Annotated in this window: 19 protein-coding genes and 1 tRNA gene; 8 read left to right on the plus strand and 12 right to left on the minus strand. The window is 68.1% G+C overall.

Translation table 11 applies throughout. The annotated features are described in order from the left end of the window. Positions 1-122: 122 nt before the first annotated feature. The 4 genes from H0X91_RS05255 to ompR form a co-directional block, all read right to left on the minus strand. Complete coding sequence (locus H0X91_RS05255) at positions 123-650, minus strand: carboxymuconolactone decarboxylase family protein (RefSeq protein WP_196432865.1); 528 nt, start codon at positions 648-650, stop codon at positions 123-125. A 76-nt stretch (positions 651-726) separates the two neighbouring features. Continuing rightward, complete coding sequence (locus H0X91_RS05260; RefSeq protein WP_006478563.1) at positions 727-1,275, minus strand: peroxiredoxin; 549 nt, start codon at positions 1,273-1,275, stop codon at positions 727-729. A 189-nt stretch (positions 1,276-1,464) separates the two neighbouring features. Next, positions 1,465-2,826, minus strand: a complete 1,362-nt coding sequence (locus tag H0X91_RS05265) for an ATP-binding protein (RefSeq protein ID WP_006488007.1) — start codon at positions 2,824-2,826, stop codon at positions 1,465-1,467. Positions 2,827-2,867: 41 nt separating this feature from the next. Next, positions 2,868-3,602 carry an osmolarity response regulator transcription factor OmpR gene (gene ompR, locus H0X91_RS05270; RefSeq protein ID WP_006478565.1) on the minus strand — a complete coding sequence of 245 codons (735 nt, stop codon included), beginning with the start codon at positions 3,600-3,602 and terminating at the stop codon, positions 2,868-2,870. Positions 3,603-3,860: 258 nt separating this feature from the next. Here ompR and H0X91_RS05275 point away from each other — a divergent pair, with 258 nt between their 5' ends. The 3 genes from H0X91_RS05275 (at position 3,861) to H0X91_RS05285 (ending at position 7,067) form a co-directional block, all read left to right on the plus strand. Further along, a complete protein-coding gene (locus tag H0X91_RS05275) occupies positions 3,861-4,139 on the plus strand; it encodes a hypothetical protein (RefSeq protein ID WP_012492681.1) in 279 nt (92 codons plus the stop codon). 134 nt (positions 4,140-4,273) lie between these two features. Beyond that, positions 4,274-5,776: a DUF1800 domain-containing protein gene (locus H0X91_RS05280; protein WP_077056558.1), complete on the plus strand. Its 1,503-nt coding sequence runs from the start codon at positions 4,274-4,276 to the stop codon at positions 5,774-5,776. A 67-nt stretch (positions 5,777-5,843) separates the two neighbouring features. Next, positions 5,844-7,067 carry a DUF1501 domain-containing protein gene (locus tag H0X91_RS05285; protein ID WP_196432866.1) on the plus strand — a complete coding sequence of 408 codons (1,224 nt, stop codon included), beginning with the start codon at positions 5,844-5,846 and terminating at the stop codon, positions 7,065-7,067. Positions 7,068-7,077: 10 nt separating this feature from the next. Here the strand turns inward: H0X91_RS05285 and hpnD are convergent, their stop codons facing one another. Then, positions 7,078-7,911, minus strand: coding sequence for a presqualene diphosphate synthase HpnD (gene hpnD / locus H0X91_RS05290; RefSeq protein WP_006488013.1), 834 nt, complete (start codon positions 7,909-7,911; stop codon positions 7,078-7,080). A 235-nt stretch (positions 7,912-8,146) separates the two neighbouring features. Between hpnD and H0X91_RS05295 the strand changes: the two genes are divergently transcribed. Both H0X91_RS05295 and H0X91_RS05300 read left to right on the plus strand, forming a co-directional pair. Then, positions 8,147-8,233, plus strand: a tRNA-Leu gene (locus H0X91_RS05295). Positions 8,234-8,424: 191 nt separating this feature from the next. After that, positions 8,425-8,718: a hypothetical protein gene (locus H0X91_RS05300; protein ID WP_006488005.1), complete on the plus strand. Its 294-nt coding sequence runs from the start codon at positions 8,425-8,427 to the stop codon at positions 8,716-8,718. A 107-nt stretch (positions 8,719-8,825) separates the two neighbouring features. Here H0X91_RS05300 and H0X91_RS05305 read toward each other — a convergent pair whose 3' ends face one another. The 5 genes from H0X91_RS05305 to H0X91_RS05325 form a co-directional block, all read right to left on the minus strand. Continuing rightward, positions 8,826-9,056 carry a hypothetical protein gene (locus H0X91_RS05305; RefSeq protein WP_006487995.1) on the minus strand — a complete coding sequence of 77 codons (231 nt, stop codon included), beginning with the start codon at positions 9,054-9,056 and terminating at the stop codon, positions 8,826-8,828. Positions 9,057-9,167: 111 nt separating this feature from the next. Then, on the minus strand, positions 9,168-10,277 hold the full coding sequence (locus H0X91_RS05310) for a class II histone deacetylase (protein WP_112751474.1): 1,110 nt from the start codon (positions 10,275-10,277) through the stop codon (positions 9,168-9,170). 14 nt (positions 10,278-10,291) lie between these two features. Further along, a complete protein-coding gene (locus H0X91_RS05315; RefSeq protein ID WP_006496344.1) occupies positions 10,292-11,500 on the minus strand; it encodes an MFS transporter in 1,209 nt (402 codons plus the stop codon). Between the two features lie 21 nt (positions 11,501-11,521). Then, entirely contained in the window at positions 11,522-12,568 is a 1,047-nt protein-coding gene (locus tag H0X91_RS05320) for a porin (RefSeq protein ID WP_006496345.1), read from the minus strand. After that, positions 12,565-12,738 (minus strand): hypothetical protein, encoded by a 174-nt coding sequence (locus H0X91_RS05325; protein WP_006496346.1) that lies wholly within the window; start codon positions 12,736-12,738, stop codon positions 12,565-12,567. Before H0X91_RS05325 ends, H0X91_RS05320 begins: the two co-directional genes overlap by 4 nt. A gap of 132 nt (positions 12,739-12,870) precedes the next feature. Here H0X91_RS05325 and H0X91_RS05330 point away from each other — a divergent pair, with 132 nt between their 5' ends. Both H0X91_RS05330 and H0X91_RS05335 read left to right on the plus strand, forming a co-directional pair. Further along, entirely contained in the window at positions 12,871-14,016 is a 1,146-nt protein-coding gene (locus H0X91_RS05330; RefSeq protein ID WP_048989286.1) for a helix-turn-helix transcriptional regulator, read from the plus strand. 107 nt (positions 14,017-14,123) lie between these two features. Beyond that, positions 14,124-15,122 (plus strand): 2-dehydropantoate 2-reductase, encoded by a 999-nt coding sequence (locus tag H0X91_RS05335; RefSeq protein WP_006487983.1) that lies wholly within the window; start codon positions 14,124-14,126, stop codon positions 15,120-15,122. 190 nt (positions 15,123-15,312) lie between these two features. Here the strand turns inward: H0X91_RS05335 and H0X91_RS05340 are convergent, their stop codons facing one another. Both H0X91_RS05340 and H0X91_RS05345 read right to left on the minus strand, forming a co-directional pair. Then, the gene (locus H0X91_RS05340) at positions 15,313-15,762 is read right to left on the minus strand and encodes a MarR family winged helix-turn-helix transcriptional regulator (RefSeq protein WP_006478574.1); all 450 of its coding nucleotides are present in this window, start codon (positions 15,760-15,762) and stop codon (positions 15,313-15,315) included. Positions 15,763-15,824: 62 nt separating this feature from the next. Further along, positions 15,825-16,970, minus strand: a complete 1,146-nt coding sequence (locus H0X91_RS05345; protein ID WP_058901551.1) for a glycerate kinase — start codon at positions 16,968-16,970, stop codon at positions 15,825-15,827. Positions 16,971-17,361: 391 nt separating this feature from the next. Between H0X91_RS05345 and tig the strand changes: the two genes are divergently transcribed. Then, complete coding sequence (gene tig / locus H0X91_RS05350; protein WP_006489335.1) at positions 17,362-18,708, plus strand: trigger factor; 1,347 nt, start codon at positions 17,362-17,364, stop codon at positions 18,706-18,708. Positions 18,709-18,775: the final 67 nt, after the last annotated feature.

Consider the following 18,775-nt stretch of genomic DNA (forward strand, 5'->3'; position numbering starts at 1 on the left):
CCGGCCGTTGCGGCGTGCGGTTCGTGCGGCGCGCCGCGCCGCCGGAATGAAAAATGCCACGCGAATGCGTGGCATTTTCGTTTGCAGCCGGCGCGCGGCTCATGGCCGCGCGGCCGGCTCGCTCATTCGCCTTCGGCGGCGATCACCTGCGCGGCGGCGTTGATCACCGACGCGATGCGGCCCACGTCGCGCAGTTGCGTGACGGTCATCCCTTGCTCGTTCTTCAGCAGCGCATAGTGCGACTTCACGCAGAAGTGGCACTTGCCGACGATCGATGCGGCCAGCGCGTACATCTCGAACTTGCGCTTGTCGACGCCGCCGTGCGTCGCGTACGCGCCCATCCGCAATTCGGCGCGCTGCGTCTTCAGGTCGGCGTCGTCGGCCATCTCGACATACGGATACCAGGTGTTGTTCATCCCCATCAGCGCGGCCGCCGTCAGCACGGCGTTCGTCTCTTCGGACGACAGGACGCCGGCTTCGCGAATCGTCTTGACGAGCACCGTGCTCTTCGCCGCGATGGCCGCCGCCAGCGCCACGCCGACCGCGTCCGTGCCTTCGAGCGACGAGCGCGAGATCGTGCCGTCGAGGTTCAGGCGAATGTCCTTCGCGTAGTCGGGGATACGTGCCTTAATCGAGTCGATGAATTCCATTGATATCTCCTATGGGTTGGCCGTTAAAAAAGCCCGCAGGCAGAACGCGCGCCGCGGGCTTCGTGCATTGCTGCGCTTACAGCGTTGCGCCGCCGACTGCGCGGTTGCACGGGCAGAGTTCGTCCGTTTGCAGGCCGTCCAGAATGCGCAGGACTTCTTCCGGGCTGCGGCCGACGTTCAGGTTGTTCACCGAAACGTGCTGGATCGTGTTGTCCGGATCGACGATGAACGTTGCACGCAGGGCCACGCCGGCTTCCTTGTCGCGCACGCCGAGCTGGTCGATCAGTTCGCCCTTGACGTCGCCGAACGAGTAGTGGTTCAGCTTGTCCAGGTCCTTGTGCTCACGGCGCCATGCGAGCTTGACGAATTCGTTGTCCGAGCTGCCGCCGAGCAGGACGGCGTCGCGCTCTTCGAACTGCTTCGTGAGCTTCGCGAATTCGACGATTTCCGTCGGGCACACGAACGTGAAATCCTTCGGATAGAAGTAGATGATCTTCCACTTGCCCGGGAACGACGCTTCGGTGACGGTCTCGAACGCCGACTGGCCGTTTTCCTCGTGATTGTTGAAGCCCGGCTTCGCGGCTACGACGGTGAAAGCTTCGAGTTTATCGCCCACGGTTTTCATGCGGATACTCCTGTGTGAGTTGGGAAGAAGACTGAGTCAAGCTACCTCGGTGCTGCAACGATGATGTGACAGCATGGGTAAAACTATAACACTATTAGCAAGACGCTTCAATAGATTTTGACTAACTACTCTCATAGCTTTTGTCAACCGCCTCGATAGTGTGACGCGCAAGATGCGTGCGTGCGCGTGTCACGCGGTCGCACGCGCCTTGCCGGCGCCGGGGAATTCGAGCGTGACTTCGAGGCCGGCTTCCGGCTGGCGATTGCGCAGGCGCAGCGCGCCGCGGTAGCGGCCGACGAGCCGCAGCACGATCGCCATCCCGAGGCCCGTGCCGTCGGCCTTGGTGCGCGCGGTGTCGACGCGGTAGAACGGCCGCATCACGAGCGGCAGCTGATCCTCGGGGATGCCGGGGCCTTCGTCGCTCACCGACAGCTCGACGCGCGCATGCGACACGCGCGTCTCGAGCGTGATGCGCGAGATGCCGTCCTGCTTGCTCTGGCCGTACTTGCGCGCGTTCTCGACGAGGTTGCCGATCACGCGGCGCATGTCGGTCTCGTCGGCTTCGATGATCGCGCTCGGCGCGAGCCGCGTGCGGATCTCGACGCCGTCCTCGCCCGACACGCGCGCGGCGACTTCGTGCGCGATCGACGACAGGTCGACGGGTTCCGGCTTGCGCTGCGACGGGCGCGCGTAGTCGATGAAGGCCGCGATGATGCGGTCCATCTGTTCGATGTCGTCGACCATCGCGTCCTTGGTCGCCTGGTCGGACGGGCTCATCTCGGTTTCGAGCCGCAACCGCGCGAGCGGCGTGCGCAGGTCGTGCGAAATGCCCGCGAGCATCAGCGCGCGATCGGCTTCGAGCTGTTCGAGGTCGCGCACCATCTGGTTGAAGCTGCGGTTGGTCTCGGCCGCGACGCCCATCCCGCGCTCGGGCAGCGGCTCGGGCGCCTGGCCCGACCCGACCTGGCGCGCGGCGAGCGCGAGCCGCGAGAACGGCCGGTTCACGAGGCTCGTGATGAACGCGGAGCCGAACAGCGACAGCGCGAGCGCGAACAGCCCCCAGCCGGCCCACTGCAGGCCCGTGACGTTGTCGAGCTGGTCGCGGTCGAGCGCGACCCAGTAATCGTCGTCGTCGATCTTGAAGCTGATCCACACGCCGGGAATGTCGTTGACCGACTGCGCGATCACGGTATCGTCGCCGAGGCGGCTGCGGATGTCGTGTTCGATCAGGCGGTTCAGCGATTCGTCGGGCTGCAGCTTGAATTTGTCGGTTTTCTCGCGCGGGTACACGCGCACGCCCTCGTTGCTCTCGAGATCCTGCAGCAGCGCGCGCCGCAAATCGGGATCGGAATAGAGCAGGGCGGTGCGCGTGAGCTTCACGACCGCGACGAGCTGGAGCGCGACGCGCTGCGCACGCGGCTCGCGCTCGATCACGCGAAAGCTCTGGAACCACGCGGCGAGACTGACCGAGATCAGCAGCGCGATCAGCAGGAAGGTGCGCCAGAACAGCCCGCCGAACGCGAGCTGCAGAAGGCGCCGGTCGATACGCATGGGACGGGCCGTGGACGGGGCGAAACCGGAAAGGAAAAAGCTCAGGCGGCGCCGTCCGGGATGAACACGTAGCCGAGGCCCCAGACCGTCTGGATGAAGCGCGGGCTGCCCGGATCGGGTTCGATCAGCTTGCGCAGGCGCGAGATCTGCACGTCGAGGCTGCGGTCGAACACTTCGTATTCACGGCCGCGTGCGAGTTCCATCAGCTTTTCACGTGACAGCGGCTGGCGCGGATGACGCGCGAATACTTTCAGCACCGAGAATTCGCCGGTGGTCAGCGGAATTTCCTGGCCGGACTTCGTCAGCGTGCGCGTGGCGAGATTCAGCGAGAATTCGCCGAACTCGAACACCTCGGTGGTTTCGGACGGGGCGCCCGGCAGTTCGGCCGGCGCCTGGCGACGCAGCACCGCATGAATGCGCGCGACCAGCTCGCGCGGGTTGAACGGCTTCGGCAGGTAATCGTCGGCGCCCATCTCGAGGCCGACGATGCGATCGACGTCCTCGCCCTTCGCGGTGAGCATGATGATCGGCGTGCGGTCGTTGCTGCCGCGCAGCCGGCGGCAGATCGACAGGCCGTCTTCGCCGGGCAGCATCAGGTCGAGCACGAGCAGGTCGAAACGCTCGCGTACCCAGAGCTTGTTCATCGCGGTCGCGTTTTCCGCGACATAGACGTTGAAACCCTGTTCGCCGAGGTAACGGCGCAGCAGATCGCGCAGGCGAGGGTCGTCGTCGACGACGAGAATCTTGGAGGGGTTTTTCGTTTCCATGATCGGCATCTTATCGCGAATGGGAATTGACGCACGGCCGCGTATTTTCGTGCGTTACAGTCGGTTACAAAATTTACCCGTAGTGTCGCGCCGAGTAAAGGCAGGCTATAGAGATTCCTTTACTCGAAGCCGAAATTCGGTAGATACTCCCCTGCACTCCATCTTTCATCTTTGCACACCCGAATTCCGCAGGGTTTTTCAAGTACCAGAGGTAGCCGGTTGCCGCGTGACGAAGGGAACAAATCGACCAAAGAAGCGAGGACGGTCATGCGATCTGCCCGGATTGCACTGATGCTGACGATCGCGCTTGCCGGTCCATATGCGTCGAACTTCGCGTATGCGCAGCGCCCCGAGCAGGGCGCATCGTCGCGCAAGCTGCCGCGCGGCAAAGCGCCGCAGTCCGATCGTGCCGCCGATATGACGGTCCGTTCCGCCGTGCCTCCCGATCTCGAGCAGCGCCGCCGCGACGGGCACATGACGCCCGAAGAGCGGCACCTGTTGCGCCAGCACATCGAAGACGCCGTTCGCGAGCTGTACAAGCGCTGACGCGTGTCGTCGTTCGTCTTGCGCGGAAATCTCCGCGCGGAAAAAATTCGTAGCACTTTTGCCGTCAACTTTCAGGCGCCGAATGCCGTTGTACGGGCATCCGCACCGCCGGTGCGTTCCGGGAGTCCATGACGATGAAAGCGAACGCTGCCGCACCGGCGCCGTCGCCTGCGATGCAGGCGACGCTCGATGCCGACGACGCGCTGTTTTTCCTCAGTCGCACCGGTTTTTCTCCCGCGCCCGCCGAGGTCGCGCGCATCGTCGGCATGACGCGCGCGCAGGTCGTGGCCGACACGCTCGGCAATGCGCGACACGAACCCGTCACGACGTGGCCCGACTGGCTCGGCGAGTTGCCGCCGACGCGCGCGCAGCGCCAGGCGCTGACGCCCGACATGCGGCGCGACGAGCAGCGCGAGCGCAATCGCCGCTACGATGCGTTGCGCGCGGCCTGGGTCCACGAGATGGTCGCGACGCCGTCGCCGCTCACCGAGCGCATGACGCTGTTCTGGCACGGGCATTTCACGTCCGGGCAGGACAAGGTGCCGTACCCGCAGACGATGGCCGCGCAGAACGCGCTGTTTCGCCGCGAGGCGCTCGGCAACTTCGGCACGCTGCTGCACGCGGTCGCGAAGGATCCGGCGATGCTCCAGTATCTCGACGGCGCGAGCAATCGCAAGGGGCGGCCGAACGAGAATTTCGCGCGCGAGGTGATGGAGCTGTTCACGCTCGGCGAAGGGCACTACACGCAATCCGACGTGACCGAAGCCGCGCGCGCGATGACCGGCTGGACGGTCGATCCCGACACGTTGCGCTTCACGGTGCGGCCCGAGTGGCACGATACCGGCGACAAGACGATCCTCGGCGAAACCGGGCCGTTCGACGGCGACGGCTTTCTCGACATCCTGCTGAAGCGGCCGGGCACCGCGCGCTTCATCGCCGGCAAGCTGTGGCGCGAGTTCGTGTCCGATACGCCGGAACCGGGCGCACTCGATGCGGTGGCCGAGCGGTTTCGCGCGAGCGGCTACGACATTCGCGCGGCGCTCGCCGTGCTGTGGTCGACCGACGCGTTCTGGGATCCGCGCAACCGCGGCGTGCTCGTGAAGTCGCCGGCGGAATTCGTCGTCGGGTCGGTGCGGCTGTTCGACGTCGCGTACGGCGATCCGCAGCTGCTCGCGAACACCGTGCGCACGCTCGGGCAGAACCTGTTCTATCCGCCGAACGTGAAAGGCTGGCCGGGCGGCGCGCTGTGGATCAACAGCACCACGCTGCTGTCGCGCAAGCAGTTCGTCGAGCAGTTGTTCCGCGCGACCGAAACGGTCGGCATGCGGCCGCCGGCTCGCGCGATCGCGCAGCCGCCGAACGCGCGGGCGCATGCGATGCCGGTGACCGATGCGGCGTCCGCCGCCGGCCTGCGGGGCACGCCCGCGAAGCCGGCGCGCGGCGGCCTGCGCTTCGACCTCGAGCGCTGGCTGGCCCAGTATCGTGCGCGGCCGCAGGCGATCGCGGGATTGTCGACCGAGCTGCAGTTGCAGCATGCGGTGCTGCAACTCTCGCCGGTCGCGGCGATCGATACGGATTCGACCGGCAGCGCGTATCTCGAGGCGCTGCTGATGGATCCCGCCTATCAACTGAAATGATGCGAACGACGACGAAGCGGGCAGCCGCCGCGGCAAAGGTGCCCGGCGGCGAACCAAAGGATGTGCGATGAACCGACGTGATTTTCTGACGCTGACCGGCGCTGCGGCGGCGGCGGCCGGCGTGTCGATGTGGCAAGCCCCCGCGATGGCGGCCACCGTGCCGCAGGCCGGGCGAAAGCCGGCGGCCGGGTATGCGAACGTGCTGGTCCTCGTCGAGCTGAAGGGCGGCAACGACGGCCTCAACACGGTGGTGCCGTATGCCGATCCGCTGTACTACCAGTTCCGGCGCAGCATCGGCATCAAGCGCGACCAGGTGCTGCAGCTCGACGCGCAGACGGGGCTGCACCCGTCGCTCGCGCCGTTGATGCCGCTGTGGCGCGACGGGCAGGTCGCGGTCGTGCAGGGCGTCGGCTATCCGCAGCCGAACCTGTCGCATTTCCGCTCGATCGAGATCTGGGACACCGCATCGCGCTCGGATCAGTACCTGCACGAAGGCTGGCTCACGCGCACCTTCGCGCAGGCGCCGGTCCCGCCCGGTTTCGCGGCGGACGGCGTCGTGCTCGGCAGCGCCGAGATGGGGCCGCTGTCGAACGGCGCGCGCGCGATCGCACTCGTCAATCCTGCGCAGTTCATCCGGGCGGCCCGGCTCGCCGAGCCGTCGTCGCTGCGCGAGCAGAACCCGGCGCTCGCGCACATCATCGACGTCGAGAACGACATCGTGAAGGCGGCCGACCGGCTGCGCCCGCGCGGCGGGATGCGCGAATTCAGGACGGCCTTTCCGGCCGGCGCGTTCGGCACGTCGGTCAAGACCGCGATGCAAGTGCTGGCCGCGTGCGAAGCGTCCGGGCCCGGCGCGCAGGATGGGGTCGCGGTGCTGCGCCTGACGCTCAACGGCTTCGACACGCACCAGAACCAGCCAGGGCAGCAGGCCGCGCTGCTCAAGCAGTTCGCGCAAGGGATGAGCGCGATGCGCGCGGCGTTGGTCGAACTCGGGCGCTGGAACGAGACGCTCGTGATGACGTATGCGGAATTCGGGCGGCGCGTGCGCGAGAACCAGAGCAACGGCACCGATCACGGCACGGCCGCGCCGCATTTCGTGATGGGCGGCCGCGTGGCGGGCGGCCTGTACGGTGCGCCGCCGGCGCTCGGGCGGCTCGACGGCAACGGCAACCTGCCGGTCGCGGTCGATTTCCGCCAGCTTTATGCGACCGTGCTTGGGCCGTGGTGGGGGCTCGATGCGACGCGCGTGCTGCAGCAGCGTTTCGACACGCTGCCGTTGCTGAAGGCGTGATGCGCGCGGCTCAGCGGCGGCGCGCGGCGCGCCACGCGATCCACAGCTTGCGGATCGGCGTCAGCGCAATGCGCTGGTGCAGCACCTGGTAGCCGTCGCGCGCGATTTCGTCGAGCAGCGCGCCGGCCAGCGCGATCTGCGCGCGCAGCGTGCGCTGTGCACGGCGTTCGGCGGCGGGAATCGCCGCACCGGCCGCCGCGAGCGCGTCGCGCGCGCGGGTCGTCTGGAATTGCAGCAATTCGGTGAAGGCCGGGCTATAGCGACGGTTCAGCAGATCGGCGGCGGTCACGTTGTAGCGCTGCAGTTCGTCGATCGGCAGATAGATGCGGCCGTGGCGTGCGTCGTTGCCGAGTTCCTGCACGAATTGCGCGAGCATCAGCGCGCGGCCGACGTCCTCGGCCCACGGCTGCGGGTCGGTCGGGTCCGCCGAGCTGGCGCGCGCAACCAGCGACGCGAAGGTGCCGCCGACCTGCGCGATATAGCGCTGCAGGTTCGCGAAGTCGAGGTAGCGTGCCTGTTCGAGGTCCATCCCGTAACCGTTGACGAGCGTGCGCAGCGCATCGGCCTCGGCGGCGATCGCCGGGTGATGCTGTGCGAGCGCCTTCGTGACCGGGTGCGACGGTTGCCCGTCGGCGAGTGCCGCGAGTTCCTTGTGCCACCACGCGAGTTTCGTGTGTCCGACGGTCGGATCGCTGGTTTCCTTGACGGTTTCCTCGAGTTCGCGGCGCAGCGCGAACAGCGCGGTCAGGCGCGGCTGCGTGGCGAGCGGCGCCTGGCGCAGCGCGTAGTAGACGCTGGAGCCTGCGGGGGCGGCCTTTTGCTGACAGTAGTCGTCGAAGTTCACGGGCGAAATCGTGTGGGGCGGGTTCGGGGGACGCGCGGCGGCGCGCTGCCGAAACGTCGAGCGCGGCATTCTAGCACCGCGGCACGACGGGTGCCGGCAGGGCGAGACAAGGCCGCACGGATCGGGTAGAATCTCGCGCTCGCCTGATCGGGCGTGCCGGTTTTCGGGCCGGCGTGAAGTCCCGGGCGCGTGGAGCACGCATCTTGCGTCCCGCGCGGTCAGGCGACGGAAATGCGCGTGAGTGGCGAAATTGGTAGACGCACCAGGTTTAGGTCCTGACGCCCGCAAGGGTGTGCCGGTTCGAGTCCGGCCTCACGCACCAGAAGTCGAACGAGCCCCCGTCAGGGTCTCGTTCGCGAAAAAGCGCTGCCGGTCGGCTGACCGCAGCGCTTTTTTATCGTCCATTGATACCGGTTTCCTCGCCAGGCGTCCGCATTCGCCCGAAAAAACGGCCGCGTGTAATATCGTGCTCACTTTTCATACAAGAAGCACCACGACACCGAGGGGTCGCCGATGAAACGCACCGTCCGCATTCCGATTTCCGTTCTGGCGCTGATGTTCGCCGCGCCGGCCTTCGCCAATACGCCCGCCGACAATGTCGTCTGGAGCGCCAAACCGGTGAAGACGGTCGCATCGTCGTCGGCGTGCACGGCGTACTCGGGACGGGCGATGTCGAGTGGCGAGCCGCTGTCGACGGAGGGTGTGCTCAAAGCGCTCGGCACGTCGCTGGCCGGCGCCGCGCTGGGCGCCGTCGCCGGCGGATATCAGGGCGCAGTCCCCAATCCGTGCCAGCGTCCGGGCCTGTGACGCGCGTGCAGTCGAATCGCCGGGCGCACCGCTTCAACTGACATGCCCGGCTCGACAAACCTCCCCGCGCGTCGCACGACCGCTGCGCTTCGTCGTTTCCGGCGCGCCTATTCCCAGAAGCTGCGGATCGCGACGGCCACGATCACCGGTACCGAGAACACCAGCGGAATCGCGAAATACTGCGCTTCGCGATCGACGACCCAGCTATAGATCACCCACGCCGCACCGATTGCGAACGTGATGAGGCCGACCGTCACGGCGGCGATGTTCAGGGCCAGCTTCGACGGCTGGCGGCGCGTTTTGGCGTTGTCGTTGTTATCGCGCGGGGACGATTTCATCGGAAGAGTGTGGCCTCGGGCCGGAACAGGGGTAAAGCCACAGGAAACCCCATCCGCACGGATCGCGCAAGGGCCGGCGCGGGCCGGCCCCGTCACGCCCGTTCCCGCGCGTTACAACCCGAACGACGCGGCCAGTTCGTCGAGCAGTTCGCGCTGGAACGCGACGAACCGCTCGCCCGGCTGCTGCGCGATCGCCAGGTCGAGCATCGGATCGGCGACCTCGGTGCGCACGCCTGCCAGTTCCTCGACGATCGCGAGCCCGCAGAACGGCACGTACGCCTCCGAATAACCGCCTTCGTGAACGATCACGAGCCGCCCGCCGCAATGGCGCTGCGCGGCTTCCTTCACCGCGCGCGTCATGAACCGGTAGCTGTCGGTATGCAGCTGCATGCGCGCGAGCGGATCGACCGCGCTCGCGTCGAGGCCGCTCGCGATGACGATCAGCTCGGGGCGGAAGCGCGCGAGCGCCGGCAGCACGATCCGCTCGAACGCATACCGGTACGCGTCGTCGCCGCTGCCGGCGAGCAGCGGCACGTTCAGGTTCGCGCCGATGCCCGCGCCTTCGCCGCGATCGTCCGCGCCGCTGTAGCCGGGCGGGAAACAGCGGTCCTGGTGCAGCGAGATCGTCAGCGTATCCGGATCGTCGTAGTAGATCGACTGCGTGCCGTTGCCGTGATGCACGTCCCAGTCGATCACCGCGACACGCTCGACGCCGTGCTTCGCGCGTGCGGCCTCGATCGCGATCGGGATGTTCGCCAGCATGCAAAAGCCCATCGGGCGATCGCGCAGGCAGTGATGGCCGGGCGGCCGCGACAGCGAGAACGCATTCGCCGCGCGCTCGCCGACGACCGCATCGACCGCTGCGATCGCGAGGCCGGCCGACAGCGCGGCGATCTCGTAGCTGCCCTTGCCGAATGGCGCGAGATCGCCGAGGTCGCCGCCGTTCGCGTCGCTGAGGGCGCGGAACGCGTCGAGATAGTGCGCCGGATGAATGCGCAGCAGGTCGGCCGTCGTCGCGGGCGCGGCGCCGCGCAGGTCGAGCTGCGCGGCGAGGCCCGACGCCTGTACGAGCGACAGGAAGCGGCGCTTCGAATCGGGCGATTCCGCGTAGCCGGCGCTCGACGGCGGCTGGACCCAGCCGCCGACCGGGAAGAACAGCGCGTGCGTGCCGCCGGTATGCCAGAAAGTGCGTTCGTCGGTGAAAAAGGCAGTGCGATTCATGGAGGCGTGACCTGTCACGGTTGGGAGGAAACGGAAGGGCGTGCGCGGCGATCGATGTGGCGCAGCGCGGCGAACGACACGATCGCGACGGCCGTCGCGGCCACGAACAGCGTGCGCATCGTGCCGCCGGCGTCGAGCATCAGGCCGGCCAGCAGCGGGCCGGCGGCGAGACCCGCGCCGATCACGAAATTGAGCGTCGCGACGAGGCGGCCCGACGTGTCGATCTGCGCGACCGTCGCGAGAATGAACGGCAGCACGAAGGTCCATGCAAACTTGAACGCGAAGATCGCCGCGCTGTAGCCACCGGTATGACGCATCGCGGCGAGTGCGACGAGCGACGCCGCGAGCAGTGCGTAGCCGGCCGCCAGCATCGCGCGGCGCGCAAGCCGGCCGCCCGCGCACGAGGCAAGCGCCGCGCCGGCGATCCCCATCACGCTCGCGATCGCGAGCACGTTGCCGGTCGACTGCGGATCGAGCCCGGCCTCGGCCGCCGCGCGGCTCGCGAACGTCCATACGCTGCCGATCGCGAGATAGAACGTCAGCACCGCGCCGATGGCGAGCACGACGAAGTGTCGCGGCGTTTGCGGCGCGTCGCCGCGTGCGCTGGTCGCAGCCGCGGCTCGCGTGCCGAGCGACGGCGAAAAGCCGCGCGACAGCGGCGCCGCGAGCAGCGCGAGCCCGGCGAGCGCGACGTACAGCGCACGCAGCCCGAACGCGGCGAACACGTGCGGCAACACGAACAGGCCGATCGCGCCCGCGATCAGCTGGCCGACGACCCACAGGCCGTACACGCGGTCGCTGTTGCTGCTCGTCGCGGCGCTCGTCATGCAGAGCACCATCAGCGAACCGCCGCCGAGCGCGGTGACGGCGCGCAGCGCGAGCAGCACGGCAAAGCCCGGCATCCACAGCGCGGTCAGCAGGTTGCCCGCGCCGAACAGCGCGATGGCGAGCGCCGCGATGTGGCGCGCGTCGACACGGCCGAGCCACAGGTACGACGGCACGGTCGCGAGGCTGAACGCGCCGAGTTCGACGAAGAAGTAGGTGCCGATCTGCGACGCGGACAAGCCGAGCTGCGTCGCGAGCTGACCGGCGACGGCGGGCGCCACGAGCAGCAACAACGGTGTGATGGCCGCGAACACGACGAGCGCGACGAGCGTCGAGCGCGCGAACGGCGACGCGTGGCCGTCGGGCGAGAGGGCGGCATCCGGGGACAAGGTCTTCATGGCGGGGTCTCGTGGAGGGAATCAGAACAGGTGGTACATGCCGACCATCGCGCCGAACTGCGACGCGCCGGCAAGCGGTGTCGGGTCGTATTCGTAGACGGTCTGCGAGCTCTGGCCGCTGTTGCGCGCATAGCCGAGGTTCACGTACGCGACGGTGCGTTTCGACAGCGCGTAGGTGGTGCTCGCGATGAACAGCGTCGGGTGGCCGATCGCCGGCGTGCGCGAATCGGTGTGGTACACGCCCGCGTTCAGGCCGATCCCGTTCGACGCCAGGTAGCGCGCGCCGCCCCAGACGATCGTGCGCGCCGCGTCGAGGTCGCCGGTCAGGCGTTCGACGCCGGCATAGACGGTGAGCGGCAGCGTGGCGAACGCATAACGCGCGGCGAGCGTGCCGAGTTCGCGACGCCGCGCGGACGCGTCGTCGGCTGCCGATACCTCGCCGTGCGCCTGGTGCAGCACCGCGCTGACCGACAGGCCATTGCTCGTGTACTGCCCGCCGAGCTCGAGCACGCGTCCGGCGCGCGTATTGCCGGCGACGCCGGAGGTCGCGGCGAGCGCTTCGACGTCGAAGCCGGCGAACGTCGGCGACTGGTATTTGACCGAGTGATCGATGAAGTTCGCGTACATCGGCACGAGCACGCCCTGGCCGCTGTACGACCCGTACCAGAGCGGGTCGTAGAACAGCGTCTTGTCGAACAGCACGCTGAACTGGCGGCCGAGCGTGACGGTGCCGACCGGCCCCGCGAGGCCCACGTATGCGCCGCGGAAGAACGCGTAGCCGGGCACGGTCGCGGTGCCGTCGTTGAGGTTGAGGCCCTGTTCGAGCTTGAACAGCGCACGCCAGCCGCCGCCGAGATCCTCGTGGCCCTTGATCCCGACCTGCGAAGGCAGGATGCCGTAGTTCTGCAACCGCACGGCCGAACGATGCCCGTCGGCGTGCGTCAGGTATTGCACGCCGGCGTCGAGCGCGCCGTACAGCGTGAGGGCGGACTGCGCGTGCGCGGCGGCGTTGCAGGCGGCCAGCGTCGCGGCGGCCGCGGCCGTGCGGATGAAGCGGGGTGTCGTCACGTGGGGTTCTCCATACCGTGCTGCATCGGTTTGTCGTTGGTGTTGTCGCGACGCAGTGTCCGCAGCGGGAAAACAGTCGAACAGTCGTCCAGATGAACGGTGCGGAAAACCCGCGGTGCACGGCATGTGCGCCGCGCGATGCCGTCGCGCGCCGTGCTGCGCAGCAGCAACGGGCGGCGCACCGTTCAAATGGATGGGGCTGGCGCGCGTTCCGGTGCCGTGGCCCGCCAAAAAAGCCGCTGGCTATAATCGGCCGGTGTCGTTGCGCACATCAGCAGCCCGACCGGGCAGGGGAGCGGAAGGTGAGGATCACGACGGATATCGGGCAGGATCTCGACGCGCTGCGCGACGTGCCGGCCGCCATCGTCCTCGACGAGTTCGCGTGGCCGCCGCTGCCGTCCCGGCGCGCCGACTTCGACGGCGTCACGCGCGGCGACGCAGCGCAGCGCGAACTCGGGCTGATGCTGCTCGACCTGTACGCGGTGGCCGCGCAGTCCGGCATCGGCGAATTCGAATGCCGGTTCTTTTCGCTGCTGCAGGCGCTCATGCCGTTCGATGCGGCGTGGACGGGCGTCGCGACCCATGTGCCGACCGGCCCGGTGATGCACAACAGCTTTTTGTACCGGTTGCCGCATGCGTTCTTCACCGACTGGAAGCGCGTGCGCGATTGCGACCCGCTGGCGCACCGCACGTTGCATGGCGCGCACGGCCGCGCGGTGCGGCTGACGGTCGTCGAGCCGGGGCTCGATGCGCGGTTTCGCGACTGGTGCGTGAAGTACGGGCTCGCGCAGCTGATGTGCGTGTGTACGCTCGATCGCCGCTTCGGCCTGACGACGTTCATGTCGATCTACCGCCAGGGCCTGAACCGGCCGTTCAGCGACGACGACGCGCGACGTTTCGAGGAAGTGATCCCGCATCTGGCCGCCGCGCTGACGATCAATCGCGCGGCTCAACTCACGCGCGAGCGCGCCGACACGGTCGCGCCGGCAGCGCGGGCGCTGTGCGACAACTTCGGGGTGCTGCACCATGCCGATCACGGTTTCGACGACGTGCTGCGCACCGAATGGCCGTCGTGGGCCGGCGCGCGCGTGCCGGAGCCGCTCGTCGCACACCTGCGGCGCCAGTCGGGCCAGCCGTTCGTCGGCGACGCGCTGCGCATCCAGTGCGTGCCGGTCGCGGGGCTGTTCCAGATCGAGGCGCGGCCGCGCTCGCTGCTCGACCGGCTGAGCCCGCGCGAACTCGCGGCGATCCGCTATTACGGCGCCGGGCGTTCGCACAAGGAGGTCGCGCAGCAGATGGCGATCTCGCCGACGACCGTGCGTCACTACCTGCGTTGCGCGTACCGCAAGCTCGGCATGCACGACAAGAGCCAGATCGCCGGCGTGCTGGGCGCGACGGGCGGCGCGACCGACGACGAGGCGGTGGAAGCCGGCGGCGTGCCGCGCTGAGGCGAACGCACGCGTGGGCCGCGCGGTGCGCGGTACGCTGCCCGAATGGTTGTGCCCGCAACCATTGAGCGTTATGCTCGTCAGCTTCCAGGAGACGGAATGCCATCATGAACGACACGAATTCAGGGTCGGTGCGCGCGGCGGTGGTCGGCGTCGGCGCGATCGGCGGTCTGCTCGCGGCCGCGCTGTCGCGAGCCGGCATGACCGTGAGCGCGTACGCGCGCGGCGCGACGCTCGATGCGCTGAATACGCACGGCGTGCGCGTGATCGACGAGGCGGGCGCAATCTCGTCGGTGCCGGTGCGCGCCAGCGACGATGCGGCCGCGCTCGGCGTGCAGGACTACGTGGTGATCGCGCTGAAGGCGCAGGCGCTGCCCGCGCTGGCCGGGCGCATTGCGCCGCTGGTCGGGCCGGACACCGTGATCGTCGCGGCGATGAACGGGCTGCCATGGTGGTTCACGCACGGGCTCGGAGGCGCGATCGACGGCGTGCCGCTCGATGCGGTCGATCCGGCCGGCGCGGTGTCGGCCGCGTTGCCGCCGGCGCAGGCGATCGGCTGCGTCGTGCACCTGTCGTCGAGTACCGACGCGCCCGGCGTCGTGCGTCGCGGGCGCGGCAACCGGCTGATCGTCGGCACGCCCGATCCGCGGCTCGACATGGCCACGGCGCGGTTCGCCGCGGCGCTCGCGGCGGGCGGTTTCGACGTCGAGTCGACGCGCGCGATCCGGACCGAGATCTGGACGAAGCTGTGGGGCAACATGAACATGAACCCGTTGAGCGCGCTGACCGGGTCGACGGCCGAGCAGTTGCTCGACGATCCGTTCACGCAGGATCTCGCGCTGCGGATGATGGAGGAGGCGGCCGCGATCGGTGCGAAGCTCGGCCTGTCCACCGGGATGAGCGGCCCCGAGCGGATCGCGGTCACGCGCAAGCTCGGCGCGTTCAAGACGTCGATGCTCCAGGATTTCGAGGCGGGGCGCTCGCTCGAGATCGGGCCGATCCTCGGCGTGTTTCCGGAGCTCGGCCGCAAGCTTGGCGTGCCGACGCCGTATTGCGACGCGGTGCTGGGGTTGTTGCGCCAGCGCGCGACGAACAGCGGGTTGTAGCGCGACGAGGCCGCTGAATGCGCGGCCGCCGCCGGTAACGTGGCAACACGCGCTTCACGCGATGCCGCCGCATGATGCAAAACGGGCCGCCCGGATTGCGCGTGACGCGACCCGGGCGGCCTGTCTGATTCGTCGGATCAATGCTGCGCGCAGCACCCGGCCATCGCGCGATGCCGGGCCGGCGCGCGGCTCAGTCGTCGCGTTCGGTCGCGTGCGCGACGACCTTGTCGAGCAGCCGCTCGAACGTCTGGCGCTCGCTGTCGGACAGGCACGCGAGCAAGCCGTCGTTCCACTTGCGCACGATCGGCATGATCTTGCGATGCAGCGCCCGGCCGTCGGTGGTCAGCGCGATCAGCACGATCCGGCCGTCCTCGTCGCTCGCGCTGCGCTCGAGCAGCCCCTGGCGCAGCAGTGCTTCGGCCGCGCGGCTCGCCTGGCTCTTGTCGAGGTTGGTGTGGCGCGCGAGATCCATGATCGAGAACGGGCCGAATGCGCCGACGGCGGCGATCACGCGCGCCTCGGGCAGCGAGATGTCGAGCTTGTGCCGGTACACCTCGCCGATCCCGCGGTCGGAGCGCTTCGTGAGCGCATGGAGGCGATAGGTCAGAAACTGATCGAGCCCGGCTTGACGGCCTTTCATGTCGAATCCTGAAGAAAAAGGGCGGGCCCGATTGTTCCTGTATCGCGCGCTCGGGTCAACGGTCAGTGTGCACCGTACTTCAGGCGTGTCAACTGTTCCGCTTCGTTCGCGAGCAGATCGGCCGCATCGCGGATCGCGACGTCGAGCGTGATCGGCCCGGGGGCCGGCGAAAAGCAGCCGGAGAAATGCTCGGACAGGCGCGGCAGCGCGGCCGGGTCGACCGCGCCCGACAGCAGCGAGGCGGGGACGCCAGCGGCCTGCGCGTGCCGGCACGCGATGAACGGCGCCTTGCCGTGCAGCGTCTGAACGTCGGAGCGGCCTTCGCCGGTGATCAGCCAGTCGGCGCCGGCGAGCGCGGCGTCGAGCCCGACCTGGCGCGCGACGACTTCGGCGCCGGCCTCGAACCGCGCGCCGAGCATGTGCAGCGCGAAACCCAGGCCGCCGGCGGCGCCCGCGCCGGGCAGATCGCGGCCGCGGCGGTCGAGCGCGGCTTCGAGCAGATCGGCGAAGTGGCCGAGCGCGGCATCGAGGGTCGCAACCTGCGCGGCCGTCACACCCTTTTGCGGACCGAACACGGCAGTGGCGCCGTGGGCGCCCGTCAGCGGGTTGTCGACGTCGGACATGCCGACGAATTCCGTTTCCTCCAGGCGCGCATCGAGCCCCGACGCGTCGATGCGCGCGATGTCGGCGAGCCGCGACGGCACGGGCTCGACCGGCTGGCCGCTCGCGTCGAAGCATTGCAGGCCGAGGCCCGCGAGCAGCCCGGCGCCCGCGTCGTTGGTGCTGCTGCCGCCGAGCGCGACGAAGAAGCGGCGCACGCCGTCGTCGAGCAGCGCGCGGATCGCCTCGCCCATTCCGCGCGTGCTGCGCGCGTCGACCGGCACGCTCATGCCGACCGGATCGGTAATGCCGACGATCTCGGCCGTTTCGACGATCGCGGTGCGCGCATCGATCACGCCGACCGCCGCGTCGCGTGCCGCCAGCGACGCGCCGGCCACCCGCAGCGTGCGCCGCGTACCGCCACCCGCCAGCATCGCGTCGAGCGTGCCTTCGCCGCCGTCGGCCATCGGGCAGCAGCGCACCACGGCGTCGGGCCGGGCGCGGCGGATGCCGGTGGCGATCGCGTCCGCGACCTGCTCGGCGGAAAGCGAGCCTTTGAACGAATCGGGCGCGATGACGACGACAGGCGCGGACGGGTGTTGCGGCATGGTGTCTCCGGAAGGCGTGATTGGTGTGAAGAATGCACGGTGAGGCGACGAGCGGGCTCACACGCAATCGGAGCTTACAGGATGGCGGGCCCGTGGTGGATACGCCGTTCGGCATAGCGGCGATCTGCATGCATCGCCGTGCAACGGGCCGTCGACGTGGCGGGGACACACGCGTGTCGCGCTGATCTGGCGGTACGAGGAAAATTGTTTGCTAGAATAGTCGATTCTTCCGGCCAAAGCCGTGCTCCGAGCCGCTTGCGCTAGCCATCCGGCGCGTGCAGGGATGGCGTGGCGCTCCGGCGCGGCGTGCGAGTGCGACGCACCGCACGCTGCAGGCAGGCACGGCAAGGAAAACCCGATTCGCTCGAATAATTTTAGGACGATTGAAGCCATGGCTAACGTTGTTGAGAACCTCGGCAAGCTTGAACGCCGCGTGACGATTTCCCTGCCGAAAGACACCGTGCAGAAGGAAATCGACGCCCGTATCCAGAAACTCGCGAAGAACGTGCGCATGCCGGGTTTCCGCCCGGGCAAGGTGCCGCTCAAGATGGTCGCGCAACAGTACTCGGGCCAGGTCGAAGCGGAAGTGCTGAGCGACAAGATCGGCCAGGAATTCTTCACGATCAGCCGCGCGGAAAACCTGCGCGTCGCCGGCCAGCCGAGCTTCGAGCCGAAGCAGGAGCAGGCTGAAGATGCATACGCGTTCGACGCGACGTTCGAGGTTTACCCGGAAGTGAAGATCGGCGATCTGGCGACGGCTGAAGTCGAGCGCTCGACGACGACGATCGGCGACGCCGAAATCGACCGCACGCTGGACATCCTGCGCAAGCAGCGCGTGCACTTCCACGCACGCGGCGAAGCCGGCGAGCACGGCGACGGCGGCGCGGACACCGCAGCGAAGAACGGCGACCGCGTGACGGTCGACTTCGTCGGCAAGATCGACGATGTCGCGTTCCAGGGCGGCACGGCCGAAGATTTCCCGTTCGTGCTCGGCGAAGGCCGCATGCTGCCGGAATTCGAAACGGCGGCGCTGGGCCTGAAGGTCGGCGAACAACGTACGTTCGACCTCAAGTTCCCGGATGATTACCACGGCAAGGACGTCGCCGGCAAAACGGCACAGTTCACGGTCACGATGAAGAAGATCGAGTGGCCGCACCTGCCGGAAATCGACGCTGAATTCGCGAAGTCGCTCGGCATCGAAGACGGCGACCTCACGAAGATGCGCGCCGAGATCAAGGAAAACCTCGAGCGCGAAGCGAAGCGTCGCACGCAGTCGATCGTCAAGAACCAGGTGATGGACGCGCTGCTGAAGATTTCCGAACTCGATGTGCCGAAGGCGCTGATCGAGCAGGACCAGCAACGTCTCGTCGAAATGGCTCGCCAGGATCTGGCGCAGCGCGGCGTGCCGAACGCGAAGGACGCACCGATCCCGGCCGAGATGTTCGCCGAGCAGGCCGAGCGCCGCGTGAAGCTGGGCCTCGTGCTGGCTGAACTCGTGAAGGCGAACGGCCTCGAAGCGAAGCCGGAACAGATCCGCGCGGAAGTCGACGAGTTCGCGAAGAGCTACGAAGACCCGAAGGAAGTGGTCCGCTGGTATTATTCCAACCAGCAGCGCCTCGCCGAGATGGAAGCGTTCGTCGTTGAAAGCAACGTCGTCGACTTCGTGCTGGGCAAGGCAAAGGTGACGGACAAGGAAGTGAGCTTCGAGGCACTCGCGAGCGCATCGGCGCAAGCGTAAGTGTTGCTCTAGCGGCGTGCCGGCTGTCGGAGCGACGGCCCGCACGCCGTTTTTACGTCAAGCGCAC

It is taken from the genome of Burkholderia sp. 9777_1386, assembly GCF_015712265.1.
GTDB lineage: Bacteria > Pseudomonadota > Gammaproteobacteria > Burkholderiales > Burkholderiaceae > Burkholderia > Burkholderia cenocepacia.